Raw genomic sequence first — 13996 nt, forward strand, 5'->3', positions numbered from 1 at the left:
GTTGTAGTGGAAGTCGCTATTTAAATTAGGATATACTTTCTTGTAAACTCTGTTTTGCTCGTTGCCTTGTCTCTTTCTTTTGAACTAAACGCACAAAAATATTATTAGAAAGAAGGGACAGTATTATTAAGGTTACTCCTATAATCTCAAAGATAGTTATATGAGTTCCTTGAACACTTGAAATAACAAGGGTCGTCACTGGAACAAAGTTAATGAACAACAAAGCATTTAAAGGGGTAAGAATACTTACACCAACATTCCACCCAACTAAAGCAATAACTCCTGGAAAGATAATCATGAATAGTAGATGTGGACTAACTGTTTGAATCGTATCAAATGTTGGTATGGAGACGTATCCTACCATTGTTGCTATTGCTACAATAACTGCTGCAGAAATCGTGCCTAGCAAACAACTTAATGTCGAGTAACGCAGCACAGACCAACCTCTAAATTTATCTCCTCCCATCGTATAAATAACCCATCCAATTACTGCGATTAAGATCAATAGCGATGGAATAATATTATTTGTTGCGGAAAGAAAGGAACCGATATCTCCTTTCGTAATAACAAGTATCGCTCCAACGAATGAGACAATAACACATAATAATGTAAATGAATAAGGGCGGTGTCTATAAAAAAACCAAACGATAATAATAGATATCATCGGCATTAAAGATTCCATAATAGATGCCACCATTACACCTGGCTCTCCTAGTAAATCCTCGCCCCAGAAAATAAGTAAATTATAGACGGTAAATGCCATAGTACCGAAAAACCATAATAACTTTCCTTTTCCCTCCATACGAAAAGCTTTGAAGCCTTCCTTCCATAATAAAAGAACTACCAAAATAATAGTGACTGCTCCATAACGGAACAGAGTAAAATAAAACGGGTCAATATATGTAAAAGCATGATGAGCTACCGGAAACATAGCTCCCCATGACACGCTAGCAATAAAACATAAAAATGCCCCTAAAAAAATATTATTTTTCATAAATATACAACCCCCTTAACATATCCCCTTATTAAACGACAAGATTACCTATCATGTAAAACGATTATTTTTGATGTTATATATCATTTTTAGTGATATCATAACACCAGACAAGGGGGAGCTATAAAATGGAGTTAAAAGATTTAGAAATATTTCAACTTGTTGCTCAAAAAGGAACCATCACCGAGGTCGCAAAAGAACTAAGCTACGTTCAGTCCAATATTACAGCTCGCATAAAGAAACTTGAATTAGAGCTAAACACGCCGTTATTTAATCGTCATAATAGAGGAATGAGTTTAACCCCCGAAGGAAAAAAATTATTAGTATATTGCGAGCAAATTCTGTTGCTAACTAGAGAAATGAAAAAAGTGGTACAAAATAAAGACCAACCTTCAGGGAAATTAGCAATTGGAACAGTCGAAACTGTTATAAAACTACCAACCATTTTATCTACCTTTACTAAAAAGTATAAAGAGGTAGACCTGTCTCTTTTCTCAGGTGTCACCGAAAAGCTACAGGATGAAGTATTGAATCATCGATTAGACGGGGCATTCGTTACAGAAACGACTCCTCACCCAGAACTTGTCTCTCACGACGTTTTTCAAGAGGAGCTAGTATTAATATCCAATAAAAATACAACAACAATGGAGCAACTGAAAGATGAACCCTTTTTATGTTTTAGTAAAGGCTGTGGATATAGAGCAAGGTTAGAAGCTTGGTATAAAGATGAAAATATAACTCCTAAAAAAGTAATGGAGTTTGGAACGTTAGAAACTATCTTAAGTAGTGTAGTCGCTGGCTTAGGCATTACCTTTATTCCCAAATCAGCGATTTTACATTTAGAAGCCCGAGGACTAATCCAATGTCATTTATTGCCGACCAAATATAGTGAAATTAAAACCGTATTTATAAGACGTTCGAATTCATATTTAACAACGACCGTCGAAAGGTTTATCGAAACGATTGATTCAAGTAAAGCAGAAGCTTCTGAGGTATTGCTATATTAGAGAATAGTGGGATTTCTAAAATTTAAAACTGAGAAAAATCGGACAAGAAAGATGCCTGATCTCTATAAGTTCAAAACCTGTTTCTAGCGTTTCCAAAGTGCTTTGGACAGACTTATCGCTATATTATTAACCGGTTAATTTTTGAAAGGGTGGTCGTGACTGAAGCCACGACCACCCTTCTTTTTCCGGTAATCTTATCGCATTTGTCTATCCGCCGCCCTCCTGCAACTCTTAGAAACAGGTTAGTGCGTTTTTGGGTAACTAAAGAAAAGATGCTTTCCTATTCCGCTTCTTTATTTAGAAAACACTTACTATTTCTCTTTATTTCCACTAGTACAAAAAAATCTGCCTTCTTCATCTATCATTGGATAATAGCATTTCTAATTCAAAATCAATTCCAAATTATTTGATTCCTCTCTAAAAATGCCTCACCCCACGAAGGCCAACAGGAAGTTGGTCACGAAGGCGTTGCCACACGAGGTGGCGCTCTTAGCCTTTGTTCACCACCTAGAACGGAAATCAGCAGTATTATTCATTCTTTCTTGGATCATATACCCTGTATTCACGGAACATTTTATATACTTTCTTCAAAAAAACCAGGCGTCATCTCTTCAAATACTAGAGATGACGCTTTTTATATAGAGAATATATAATTATAATGCGAAATCAGAGCCTGCTATTATTTCATCGGAGGATTTTAGGAGCAATTCCTTCATAACAAAAGGGCCGCGTTTTTTATTGTATGAATATACAATTTGATAGCCAATATGATAGCCAATCCACTTTGGAAACGGGGTGTTAGTTTGACCAAACAAGTAGAGCTGGTGATTTTTAATTCCTTTGATTTTCAGGCCAGGAGCAAAATGCCTATGCCATACCTCGCTCGCCTCTTCGAAACGATACATATTAGCCCATGGTGCTAGCCATTTTTTACCGTACAATTGCTTTACTGCAAACTCTCCAAGACCTTCAATAATAATCGAATCATTTAAGGGAATAGCAGCTGGGGGAGAATCTATAAAATGCAATCTACATACATGATTATACTCATGTGCTACTAAAGCCTTCACCTCTTCTTTAGCAAGATCAGGCGATACGAAGAGAAAAAGTACTTTTTTATAAGCGATGCCATTTTTACGGGGAATATCCTTTCTCCGCAAGGTGCTTTCTTTTTTTATTGGGAAAATATAAATAGAAACCTTCGGGCCATCCCATAACTCTCGCAAATATTTATATTCTTGTTTCACGATATCCCAAACATTTTTGGCTTCTAATTCTCGCACCATTTTCTTTAAAGATTTCCATTCAGTTGGATCAAATAAACCATGTTTTAAAAGTTCATATTGTATGACCTCTGGATTTACCTCCGGAAAAAACTTCATAACTGGATCACATATAATCTCTCGTTGTAAAGTTTCCACCCCTCTCCCGCCTTGTTCTTCGCATCTTTCTGCAAATGTAGAAAGCATATTTCTCGTTTCTTTGACAGACATGAATTCTCTCCTTTTTCATCTTATAGCATATGTTTATAATTTTATTTAGCCACTAGAGGTATAGACAAGTGTCTCTAGCAAGTCCGCATAGCCAACATAAACTAATAGAGCATACTTGTATGTAGTTTTGTGGAGAGGAGGACTATAGATGAATCAAAATGAAATATATAATCTCTGTTGTAGATATCATGGAAAAAGGGTAAGAATTGTGGATAGAGAAGGGCGCGTACATTTTGGTGAGGTTACAAGAGTTAGTAGAAATATGGTGTGGATTCGTCCTGATGCGGATCTCGGTGGGTATGGACTAGGATTTTTCGGTGCAGGATTTGGCTTAGGTTTCGGTATTGCGCTAGGTGCAATAGTCGGTATTACGCTAGCTACCGCATTTTTCTGGTAATAAATGAAGAGAGGTTGCATCCTCTCTTTATTAAAAAGTATTGATATTCCAACTAACTATCTCAAAACTCCAACTAAGAGCAAGTTAGCAACAAAAAAGCACGCCACTTATGCGAAAGTGGTGTGCTTATATAAAAAATTATGCTAGAGCTTGTGTTAAATCCTCTAATAAGTCTTCAACATCTTCAATTCCTACTGAAATTCGGACAAGTCCATCTGTAATACCTAGCTCTGCCCGACGCTCACTCGGAATCGATGCGTGAGTCATTCGAGCAGGAACTGAGATTAAACTCTCCACCGCACCTAGACTCTCTGCAAGTGTAAAGTAATGAAGCTTCGCTAAAAGCTCATCCGCTTTTTCTGCACTACCAACATCGAAGGAAATCATTCCACCAAAGCCTGTTGTCTGTTTCTTCATCAACTCATGTCCTGGATGATTTGCTAACCCTGGATAGAAAACTTTTGAAACTGCTTCATGGTTACTCAAAAATTCTGCAATTCGTTGTGCATTTACATTATGTTCTTCCATCCGGATACCTAATGTTTTAATACCACGCATTAGTAGCCAAGAATCCTGAGGTCCAAGCACTGCTCCAACCGAGTTTTGAACAAAATGTACATCCGTTGCTAGCTGGTCTGAGTTTACAACAACAAGACCGGCTACGACATCACTATGTCCACCCAAATACTTCGTCGCACTATGTACGACAATGTCAGCGCCAAGTGCAATCGGTTGTTGGAAATATGGAGTCATAAACGTATTATCAACAATAGTTAATAATCCTTTATCTTTTGCAAACTTCGCAATTTCCTCGATATTTGTAACTTTTAATAAAGGATTTGTAGGAGTTTCTAAGAAAATCGCTTTTGTATTTTCGTTGATTGCCGCTTCTACATTCGATAGATCTCCAGTATCCACGAATGTCGCTTCAATGCCAAAGCGATTCAATACTTTAGAAATAACACGGAAAGTGCCGCCATATACATCGTCCGTAATAATAACATGATCTCCTTTGCCAAAGAGCATCATGACAGAGCTCGTTGCTGCCATTCCAGATGCAAAAGCAAACCCTGCAACTCCACCTTCTAGCTCGCTGATTAATACTTCAAGTGCATGTCGAGTAGGGTTTCCAGTACGTGAATATTCATAGCCCTTGAATTTACCTACTGCCTCTTGTTTAAACGTACTTACTTGATAAATCGGTGTCGATACTGCTCCAGTTGCTTCATCCCCAACAATTCCCGCATGTATTAATTTTGTTTTAGCGCGCATCTTTATTCCTCCTCGAATAGTTCGTAGACTTTCTGACTTAGGTACCGTTCGCTCGAATCTGGAAAAATTGTCACAATATGACTTCCTTCTTTCACTACCTCTGCTTCCTTCAATGCAGCATGAAAAGCAGCCCCAGAAGAGCTTCCAACTAGTAATCCTTCCATTTTTGTGAGCGCTCTCATTTGTTTGAATGCATTCTCATCGCTTACCGTATGGATTGCATTAAAATAGGAAGTATCCATGAAGTCCGGAAGAAACTCCATACCAATTCCTTCTGTCACATGAGAACCAGATTTCCCACCATTTAAAATGGATCCAAATGGCTCAACAATTACAGTTTTAATCGATTCTTTTTGCTTTTTTAAATATAATGAAGTACCCATAAATGTTCCACCGGATCCAGCACCAGCTACAAAGACGTCAATTTCACCATCTAAATCTCGCCATAATTCAGGTCCTAATGTCTTCGTATACGTAGCTGGATTTGCAGGATTAGAAAATTGGGAAGGTGAGAAAGCATTTGGTGTTTCAGCCACTAGTTCTGCCGCTTTTTTTATCGCTCCCTGCATGCCTAATGCTGTATCTGTGTTGACGATTTCGGCCCCTAATGCACGCATCAACGTTTGCTTTTCCACACTAAATTTCTGTGGTACAACAAAAATAACTTTATATCCTTTTCCAATAGCAGCCAAAGCAACACCAATACCTGTATTTCCTGCAGTTGGTTCAATAATAGTACCACCCGGAATAAGTTCCCCTGACTTCTCTCCATTCTCAATTAAAGACAAGCCCAGTCGATCCTTCACACTGCCTCCAGGATTGAAATATTCAAGCTTAGCGAAAATACGGCAATTATTAGGGATTGGTATATGTGTAATTTCCACAACGGGTGTATTGCCTATTAAATCTTGCACACTATTAAATACGTTCATTACGCTTCCTCGGAGTATATTTGACGCCATTCATCTTTTTTAGCTAGCATTTCGGAAGCTATTTCTTTTGCACCTTCTAAGCTATGACTTGCAGCCCAACCACATTGAACTTCATTGCAAGCTGGAACCTCTGTTGCATTTAAAACATCTTGTAATGTTTTTTCAAGAATTTCTAGAATTTCATCAAAGTTGTCGTGGTTAATAACAGATAAATAAAAACCTGTTTGACAGCCCATTGGACTAATATCGACCACCTGATCCGTATGGTTGCGGATATTTTCTGCCATTAAATGCTCTAAGGAGTGCAGGCCTGGCATTTTCAGATGTTCTTTATTTGGTTGTTTAAAACGGATATCGTATTTTAGAATTTCATCGCCATTGTTTCCAACTTTCGTTCCTGCAAGGCGTACAAACGGTGCTACTACTTTTGTATGGTCCAAATTAAAACTTTCTACATTCATTTTTTTCATCATTATCGCTCCTTATTTTTTGGTTGCATCCATTAACCAAACATAATCATTCATTTTCACAAATCCTACTTGAAATCCGGCTTCCGTGAATAATTCTTTTAGTACAGGTATGGTCGTATAATATTCTCTTTCCAAGTCTTCTACTACATTTAAAAAGCCTCGGTTTCTTTCCTTAGAAATCTGTGCTTGTTTGGCTTCTTCCGTAAGAAAAACAGTATCTGCAAAAACGATTCTTCCATTCTTAGGAAGTAGGTTCGCATATTTTTTCAATGCTATTCCCTTTTCTTCATCTGTTAAATGATGGAACACATACGTGCTAACAATAGCATCTATATTTTCATTTTCTACATTAAATTCTAACAAATCGCCATCCATTACTTTAATAGAAGGAAAACGTTCAGCAGTTAATTCAAGCATCTTAGTATTAGGTTCGATACCTATAACCGAAAAACCTGCCTTTAATAACTTTTCAGTTAAATTTCCAGTACCTGTTCCGAATTCAATAATAGTACCTGAAACACGTTTTGCTACCTCATTTAAAATAGTTTCATAACCTTCAAATACATCTCGATACTCCGGATCTTTACCAGAAACGGACGCATCGTAAGAGTCTGCCCATCCATCAAAAATATTGACAAATTCTCTGCCCATCTAAGAACCCCTTTTTGATTCATATTATTCCTACAGGCATACTTTGTTTTAGGCTTATTAATATTAGTTATATCATATTCCAACAAATTGTCAAACTAAAAAGAGCCTCCCTTATGAAGAGAAACTCTTTTCGAATTACAATGGGAAAAAAATTGGAATCGCGATCATCATAACGATGAACATAATTATTTGTAAAGGGACACCTGCTTTGATAAAATCAAAGAATTTATACCCTCCTGCTGTCATTACTAATGCATTCGTAGGAGACGCTACAGGAGTTGTAAAAGCCATACTCGAGGAAACCGCAATGGCGATTAAAAATGTATATGGATTTGCATCTAAACTAATGGCTGCGGTCATTGCTATTGGTGCAAATAAAACCGCTGTCGCCGTATTACTAATAAATTGACCAAATACCATTGTAATAAAGTAGATACCAGCCAAAACGCCCATTGCTCCGAACCCGCCAAGGAGATTAACAATCCCCTCAGATAAGATGATCATACCACCCGTTTTTTCAAGCGCAGTTGCCATAGGTAGCATAGCTGCTATTAAAATAATACTTTCCCAGTTCATCTTGCCATAGGCATCATCCATATTGCGAAGACAGCCAGTCATTACCATTAAAACAGCAGCTACAAGAACAGAAATGACTGCTGGGAACACTTCGAAAACCATTAACCCAATCATCAATAGCATGATCGCTCCAGCAATTGGTGCCTTTCCACTGGCAGCAGCCATACTTGCATGCTCTTTCGGCTGACCTATAATTACTACATCTTTTACAGCCCTGGACAGAAGCTCAATCTCTTCCCAAGCACCCTGGACCAACAATGCATCTCCAAATCGCAAGCGTACATCTGCCATTTCAGTTAACACGTATTCTCCCTTGCGATTAACACCAAGTATATTTAAATTATATTTTTCTCGGAAACCAATGCTACCAACCGATTCGTTTATCAAGTTGGAATGAGGGGTTAAAAGTACTTCTGCAATACCTAATTGTTTAGAAACTAACTCCTCTGCATTCGAGTCTTCATCTTCTACCTCTAACTGAAAATCTTCTACAAACTGCATAGTACTATCAGGAGGACCTTGAACATATAAAATATCTTTAGCCTCAATCACACTCGAAGGACCTGCCATTTCCTGATAGCGGATAGGCAAAATATTCATCCCTTCCATCGACTTACGGTCAATTTTTAAAATAGCAAGATGATACTTTGCCGGAAGCTTTAAATCGGCAAGCTGTTTTCCAATAATCGAAGAATTTTCTACCACTCGAATTCGATGCAAATTACCACCTAACTCATAATCTGCTGCCAACTGTTTCGGGGATAGCTTATGCCCTTCTCCAGCATTGTTTTTTCTTTTATCATTCGGCAACACATATTTTCTAGCAAAAAGAAAATACAAGATCCCTACCGTAATTCCTATAATACCAAGAGGAGTAATTTCAAAGAAACCAAGTTTTTCAAAGCCATTATCCACAAGCACCTGACTAACAATTAGATTGGCAGGTGTCGCAATTAGCGTCATCAGACCTGATAAGCTACTAATATAAGATAAGGGAATCAGATATTTAGATGGGCTGCTATTTATACTGATGGCAATGCTAATCACAATCGGTAGCATTAAAGCAACTACCCCCGTATTACTCATAAATGAACCTACACTACCTGTAATGATGAGTAATAAAACAAATAACTTTTGCTCACTCTTCCCAGACCATTTCAGTAAAAGGTTACCCGCAGACTGTGCGAGACCTGTCCGAACGATCCCTGCTCCCACAACAAATAGTCCAGCAATCATAATGACCACCGAATTAGAAAAACCAGCAAGTGCCTCTGTAGGCTCTAACACACCTGAAATAACAAAAGCCAAAAGCGCAAGAATTGCTACAAGATCCGCACGCACCCGATTACTAATAAATAAAGCGATACTTATCGCTAAAACGACAAATGTAGTTAATTGCATAATAGAATGAATCCCTTCTTAAATAACGCTATCCTCATTATATAAGAAGTATATAGAAAGTTCCTAGCCGAACCCATAAGTGAAAACACATTCTTTGGAGTAGGTCACAATATATACAAAAACAAATTAAACCGTTTCCTTTTTGTAAATTGCATTTATAGAATCCCAATCAAGTGGTCTGGACATGCTAATTCCATTTTTTTCCACAGACTTGAAGCCAAATTGTTCGTAAAGTGTATGGGCATCTTTAGTTCCCAAATGAAAATTAGTCCCTTTCAATTTCGGGTTTTCAATAATAATAGTCATTAACCACTTGCTAAGGCCCTTCCCTCTATACTCGGGAAGTACGAAGACATCTCCCAACCAAGAATATCTGACAAGATCTGATACAACACGAGCAAAACCTATTTGTTTTGGGCTTCCCTTAGTTGGATCCCCATCATAAATCCCGTAACAAAGAATGGAGTTGTCAATCGATGTTTCCACTAATTCTCTCGAAGTACCTTCTAACCAATAGGATTCTTGACTTAGAAAATTATAGATAACGTCTATATCCAATAAGTTTTTATCTGTACTTATATAAAATCCATCTTTACTAGTAAATTCAATTTCTTCATGACTCATAAATCCATCCCCTATCTACTATGTATTAATCCATTAAGGTAAGTAGTTCCAATTATATATTAATTGGGTTAAATTAAATATAGAATATTCTAAGATATTAACTATACTTCTTCGATTTATATTGGACTATTTACTTTAATACTAGATTTTTTCAACAGTGTCTGATTACAATTTATTGAAAGGAATGATTTTTTCTATGAAAGGTTTAAATAGACTACAAAAAGGCGATAAAATAGGAATTTATTCGCCATCATCACCTATTACCAATTCCTCCCCAAAGCGCTTTGGAAGAGCTAAAAACTTTTTAGAAACAAAAGGATTCGAAATTGTTGAAGGGAATTTAACAGGGAAACACGACTTTTATCGCTCTGGAAATATCCTAGAACGTGCCGAAGAGTTAAACGAGCTTATTCGTAATCCTGATATACGCTGTATTATGTCTACCATTGGTGGGACAAATTCTAATGCAATTTTGCCATATATTGATTATGAAGCTTTTAAAAGAAATCCTAAAATTATGATTGGCTACTCCGATGCTACTGCTATCTTACTGGCAATTTATGCTCAAACCGGTATACCAACGTTTTATGGACCAGCATTAGTACCGTCATTTGGTGAGTTTGAACCGTACGTAAATTACACATATGATTATTTCAAGGACATATTAATAAAGGAGCAACAAATCCCTTTCACTATTCCACTACCCCCTTATTGGACAGATGAACCGCTCAATTGGGAAATTAAAACCGAGGACAAGCAACTTAGACCGAATGAGTGGATTTGCGTAAATGAGGGAACAGCTGAAGGTAGATTAATTGGCGGTAATCTGAATGCTATGTACGGTATATGGGGCAGCCCCTATATGCCAGTGATTAATGAAGGAGACATTCTGTTAATAGAAGACACGATGAAATCAGCATCTGTAGTGGAGAAAAATTTCAACTTACTAAAGTTGAATGGCGTGTTTGAACGGGTTTCTGGAATTATCTTAGGCAAACATGAATTATTCGATGATCAAGGAACTGGTAGAAAACCAGCTGATATTCTAGTTGAAACTATTGGCAATACAACGATTCCAATTCTTGCAGACTTTGACTGCTGCCATACCCACCCGATGCTAACGATGCCTATTGGACGTAGTGTGAAACTGGATTCCGTAAAAAAGGAGGTTACCATAATAGAGAAATGGATAGGATGAAGCAAGTGGTTGACCGAGATGGGACCAATTTAGGAACCGCGTTATTACAGCTATAAGAAATGCAGTAGGGAGTATTTTCTTACTGCATTTCTATGTTATAGGTAATCATGTTAATGTTGCTAGTAAGCTTTCAAGCGACTTGTTCTACTAGTATATCTGCATTCCCTAAATCTAAAGGAATGTTTTTTATAACTATTCTTCTAAGTATTTCTCAAATTCAGTACTAAGAGTATTCCTCTTTTAAAGATAGGAAGTGTGTTCTAGAGAACATTAATCAGTTCATACAATAAGGCATAATCAAAGGAGTGTATATTTAATGGAAAACTTCCAGAACCTTTCTATTCACTATGTACTTTTTAATATTGGAGGAAAACTTAATGACAAATAGTGAAAATAATGATCAAAAGAATCAAGATTCCAATGAAATAAGTACACTAGAGCTTTCTGTATGGGGTGCATTATTAACTACGCTCGGCGATGCTATATCTACCATCGCAGCAGTTCAAGCTTTGAAAGAAGAACAACAAGAACAAAATAGCAATAATGATATGCAACAACAGATTGATTATTTAACGAATGAAGTGAAACAGCTAAAAAAACAAATAAATAATATGACACCTTGGCATCTTTAGTGTTCTATTTAGGTGGAAAATAAGGCTAAGAATAGACTATCCTCGATGTCCAGCCCTCATAGGACCTTTACAAGTCGTAAAACCATTGCTTTAATTAGATCTCCAATCCTTCAATTGTAAGTCTTTCGTAAATAATATATTCCTACGCCATATTCCACTAATAGCGTCCTACAAGCTCTTCCCATTCTTCTCTCAATAAACCCATTCGAATAGAGTCATAATAAACTCCATTATAGAATCGACATTTTCGTAGTCTAGCTTCCATCGTCATTCCTAATTTTTCACCGACTTTAATCATGCGTTCATTGCCCGACCAGGTTGTATAGCCAACACGTACAAGTGGTAATTCTTTAAATAAATGATCAATCCACATGCGAAGTGCCTGTGTACCTATTCCACCACTCCAGTAACGAGCTTCATAAATGACAATCCCCATTTCTAGCCACAGCGATGCCTCATGCTCCCAGTAGTAACAAAGGGAACCAACTAATTCTCCATTTACATAAATACCCCACATATCTTCTTGGTGAATCAATTGATCTTTCTTTTCTAAAAATTGTTCTAAAGTTTTAGGTGTATGCGGAAAATAGGGCGCGTCCCATTTTTTCCATTCAGGGGTCTCTTCTTTTGCACTTAATTCCCAAAGGCGAACAAGTTCTTCTTCGATAATAGGGCGAATCGATACTTCTTTCATCGTTTAACTCCAATCTATCATGCTTTATATACATAATTTTACCACAATTTCAGTATGATAGACTGTTCCCAATATACATATTATTGTGATAGAGTTTTAGCTTACAGAAAAATTTAAAGGAGTGATAGCTTGAGTGGAAATCATCAATTACAGCGAGGTTTAGAACAACGACATATCACCTTGATGTCATTAGGAGCTGCGATTGGAGTTGGTCTATTTTTAGGTTCAGCAACGGCCATTCAGCTTGCAGGACCTGCTATTCTGATTTCCTATATTGTCGGAGGAATGGCCATTTTTATCATTATGCGTGCACTTGGTGAAATGGCGGTACATAATCCAGTTGCGGGTTCATTTAGTCGGTATGCAAAGGATTACTTAGGTCCTCTTGCAGGGTACATAACAGGATGGAATTATTGGTTTTTATGGGTAGTAACTTGTATGGCAGAAATCACTGCTGTCGGGGTTTATATGAAAATGTGGTATCCAGGTACCCCATCCTGGATATGGGCATTAGCAGCATTAGTTATTATGACGCTCGTTAACTTGATAGCTGTAAAAGCTTATGGGGAGTTTGAATTTTGGTTTGCTCTTATTAAAATAGTTGCGATCTTAGCAATGATTTTTGTAGGGCTAGGTGTTATTCTTTTTGGCCTTGGTAATGATGGAATTGCAGTCGGCATAAGTAATCTGTGGTCGAACGGCGGATTTGCACCAAATGGGGTTACTGGCATATTCATGTCCTTACAGATGGTCATGTTTGCTTACTTAGGTGTAGAAATGATTGGGGTAACGGCAGGGGAAGCAAAAAATCCTAAAACGGTAATTCCTCGAGCGATCAATACGGTATTTTGGCGCATTTTACTTTTCTACGTCGGTGCACTGTTCGTCATAATGTCGATTTATCCCTGGAATGAAATTGGGAGTAACGGAAGCCCCTTCGTTCTAATGTTTGAGAAAATTGGTATTGGTCCAGCTGCAGGTATTATTAACTTTGTTGTTCTTACAGCTGCATTATCTAGTTGTAATAGTGGTATTTTTAGTACTGGACGTATGTTGTTTAATTTGGCACAGCAAAAACAGGCTCCTAATTCATTTGCTAAAATAAGCAGATCGGGAGTACCTTCCAAAGCAATTATCTTTTCTGCCATCTTATTATTAATTGGGGTTGTATTAAATTATTTAGTTCCTGAGAAAGTATTCATCTGGGTAACGAGTATTTCGACATTCGGAGCCGTTTGGACATGGGGAATTATATTATTATCTCAATTAAAATTCCGTAAAACGCTAACAAAGGGTGAAGTTTCAAGACTTTCCTTTAAAGCGCTATTCTATCCAGTTGGATCTTACTTAGTATTAGCTTTTTTAGTGTTAGTTCTCGGACTAATGGCTTACTTCCCTGATACACGTATAGCGCTAATAGTAGGACCTATATGGATAATCGGATTAGTATTTGTCTATTATAAAAAAGGATTTCATAAAAGAAAATAAATGTTCGATTCGACCGATTCTTCCAGTTATTCAACCGATTCTTTGGTGGTTTCGACCGATTAGTTGGCGGTATCGACCAATTACTCTATTTATTCGACCGATTATCACAATCTATCGACCGATATAGCAAAAACCCCTTCGAAATGAAGGGGTTTTGTCGTTTGTTC

Annotated in this window: 14 protein-coding genes; 5 read left to right on the plus strand and 9 right to left on the minus strand. The window is 37.3% G+C overall.

What is annotated here, in order from left to right; translation table 11 throughout:
* Positions 1-25: 25 nt before the first annotated feature.
* Positions 26-994 (minus strand): DMT family transporter, encoded by a 969-nt coding sequence (locus LDK52_RS13855; protein ID WP_277586550.1) that lies wholly within the window; start codon positions 992-994, stop codon positions 26-28.
* 128 nt (positions 995-1122) lie between these two features.
* Between LDK52_RS13855 and LDK52_RS13860 the strand changes: the two genes are divergently transcribed.
* The gene (locus tag LDK52_RS13860) at positions 1123-2001 is read left to right on the plus strand and encodes a LysR family transcriptional regulator (RefSeq protein WP_277586551.1); all 879 of its coding nucleotides are present in this window, start codon (positions 1123-1125) and stop codon (positions 1999-2001) included.
* 653 nt (positions 2002-2654) lie between these two features.
* Here LDK52_RS13860 and LDK52_RS13865 read toward each other — a convergent pair.
* Positions 2655-3494, minus strand: a complete 840-nt coding sequence (locus tag LDK52_RS13865) for a DUF2268 domain-containing putative Zn-dependent protease (protein WP_277586552.1) — start codon at positions 3492-3494, stop codon at positions 2655-2657.
* Positions 3495-3642: 148 nt separating this feature from the next.
* On the opposite strand from LDK52_RS13865, the gene LDK52_RS13870 reads away from it, so the two are divergent.
* Complete coding sequence (locus LDK52_RS13870) at positions 3643-3891, plus strand: hypothetical protein (protein WP_277586553.1); 249 nt, start codon at positions 3643-3645, stop codon at positions 3889-3891.
* Positions 3892-4029: 138 nt separating this feature from the next.
* On the opposite strand, the gene LDK52_RS13875 is transcribed toward LDK52_RS13870, so the two are convergent.
* The 6 genes from LDK52_RS13875 to LDK52_RS13900 all read right to left on the minus strand — a co-directional run bounded on the left by LDK52_RS13875 (position 4030) and on the right by LDK52_RS13900 (position 9817).
* Positions 4030-5163, minus strand: coding sequence for a bifunctional cystathionine gamma-lyase/homocysteine desulfhydrase (locus LDK52_RS13875; RefSeq protein WP_277586554.1), 1134 nt, complete (start codon positions 5161-5163; stop codon positions 4030-4032).
* Positions 5164-5165: 2 nt separating this feature from the next.
* Positions 5166-6095 carry a PLP-dependent cysteine synthase family protein gene (locus LDK52_RS13880; RefSeq protein ID WP_277586555.1) on the minus strand — a complete coding sequence of 310 codons (930 nt, stop codon included), beginning with the start codon at positions 6093-6095 and terminating at the stop codon, positions 5166-5168.
* Complete coding sequence (locus tag LDK52_RS13885; RefSeq protein WP_277586556.1) at positions 6095-6565, minus strand: S-ribosylhomocysteine lyase; 471 nt, start codon at positions 6563-6565, stop codon at positions 6095-6097. The genes LDK52_RS13880 and LDK52_RS13885 overlap by 1 nt, the downstream gene beginning before the upstream one ends.
* 12 nt (positions 6566-6577) lie before the next feature.
* Positions 6578-7216 carry a class I SAM-dependent DNA methyltransferase gene (locus tag LDK52_RS13890; RefSeq protein WP_277586557.1) on the minus strand — a complete coding sequence of 213 codons (639 nt, stop codon included), beginning with the start codon at positions 7214-7216 and terminating at the stop codon, positions 6578-6580.
* Between the two features lie 135 nt (positions 7217-7351).
* Complete coding sequence (locus LDK52_RS13895; RefSeq protein ID WP_277586558.1) at positions 7352-9193, minus strand: SLC13 family permease; 1842 nt, start codon at positions 9191-9193, stop codon at positions 7352-7354.
* Between the two features lie 126 nt (positions 9194-9319).
* On the minus strand, positions 9320-9817 hold the full coding sequence (locus LDK52_RS13900) for a GNAT family N-acetyltransferase (RefSeq protein WP_277586559.1): 498 nt from the start codon (positions 9815-9817) through the stop codon (positions 9320-9322).
* Positions 9818-10013: 196 nt separating this feature from the next.
* On the opposite strand from LDK52_RS13900, the gene LDK52_RS13905 reads away from it, so the two are divergent.
* Both LDK52_RS13905 and LDK52_RS13910 read left to right on the plus strand, forming a co-directional pair.
* Positions 10014-11015: a S66 family peptidase gene (locus tag LDK52_RS13905; RefSeq protein ID WP_277586560.1), complete on the plus strand. Its 1002-nt coding sequence runs from the start codon at positions 10014-10016 to the stop codon at positions 11013-11015.
* A 377-nt stretch (positions 11016-11392) separates the two neighbouring features.
* A complete protein-coding gene (locus tag LDK52_RS13910; RefSeq protein ID WP_277586561.1) occupies positions 11393-11647 on the plus strand; it encodes a DUF6774 domain-containing protein in 255 nt (84 codons plus the stop codon).
* Positions 11648-11804: 157 nt separating this feature from the next.
* On the opposite strand, the gene LDK52_RS13915 is transcribed toward LDK52_RS13910, so the two are convergent.
* Entirely contained in the window at positions 11805-12341 is a 537-nt protein-coding gene (locus LDK52_RS13915) for a GNAT family N-acetyltransferase (protein ID WP_277586562.1), read from the minus strand.
* Between the two features lie 129 nt (positions 12342-12470).
* On the opposite strand from LDK52_RS13915, the gene LDK52_RS13920 reads away from it, so the two are divergent.
* Positions 12471-13829 carry an amino acid permease gene (locus LDK52_RS13920; protein ID WP_277586563.1) on the plus strand — a complete coding sequence of 453 codons (1359 nt, stop codon included), beginning with the start codon at positions 12471-12473 and terminating at the stop codon, positions 13827-13829.
* The last annotated feature ends 167 nt before the right edge of the window (positions 13830-13996 follow it).

Source organism: Psychrobacillus antarcticus, assembly GCF_029533155.1.
Lineage (GTDB): Bacteria > Bacillota > Bacilli > Bacillales_A > Planococcaceae > Psychrobacillus > Psychrobacillus antarcticus.

What these genes read in the sequence shown, in the direction of transcription:
- LDK52_RS13870 (WP_277586553.1), top strand. Translation starts at nt 3,643, where the DNA reads ATGAATCAAAATGAAATATATAATCTCTGTTGTAGATATCATGGAAAA.
- LDK52_RS13900 (WP_277586559.1), bottom strand. Translation starts at nt 9,817, where the DNA reads ATGAGTCATGAAGAAATTGAATTTACTAGTAAAGATGGATTTTATATA.
- LDK52_RS13905 (WP_277586560.1), top strand. Translation starts at nt 10,014, where the DNA reads ATGAAAGGTTTAAATAGACTACAAAAAGGCGATAAAATAGGAATTTAT.
- LDK52_RS13860 (WP_277586551.1), top strand. Translation starts at nt 1,123, where the DNA reads ATGGAGTTAAAAGATTTAGAAATATTTCAACTTGTTGCTCAAAAAGGA.
- LDK52_RS13895 (WP_277586558.1), bottom strand. Translation starts at nt 9,193, where the DNA reads ATGCAATTAACTACATTTGTCGTTTTAGCGATAAGTATCGCTTTATTT.
- LDK52_RS13880 (WP_277586555.1), bottom strand. Translation starts at nt 6,095, where the DNA reads ATGAACGTATTTAATAGTGTGCAAGATTTAATAGGCAATACACCCGTT.
- LDK52_RS13885 (WP_277586556.1), bottom strand. Translation starts at nt 6,565, where the DNA reads ATGAAAAAAATGAATGTAGAAAGTTTTAATTTGGACCATACAAAAGTA.
- LDK52_RS13865 (WP_277586552.1), bottom strand. Translation starts at nt 3,494, where the DNA reads ATGTCTGTCAAAGAAACGAGAAATATGCTTTCTACATTTGCAGAAAGA.
- LDK52_RS13855 (WP_277586550.1), bottom strand. Translation starts at nt 994, where the DNA reads ATGAAAAATAATATTTTTTTAGGGGCATTTTTATGTTTTATTGCTAGC.
- LDK52_RS13915 (WP_277586562.1), bottom strand. Translation starts at nt 12,341, where the DNA reads ATGAAAGAAGTATCGATTCGCCCTATTATCGAAGAAGAACTTGTTCGC.
- LDK52_RS13890 (WP_277586557.1), bottom strand. Translation starts at nt 7,216, where the DNA reads ATGGGCAGAGAATTTGTCAATATTTTTGATGGATGGGCAGACTCTTAC.
- LDK52_RS13910 (WP_277586561.1), top strand. Translation starts at nt 11,393, where the DNA reads ATGACAAATAGTGAAAATAATGATCAAAAGAATCAAGATTCCAATGAA.
- LDK52_RS13875 (WP_277586554.1), bottom strand. Translation starts at nt 5,163, where the DNA reads ATGCGCGCTAAAACAAAATTAATACATGCGGGAATTGTTGGGGATGAA.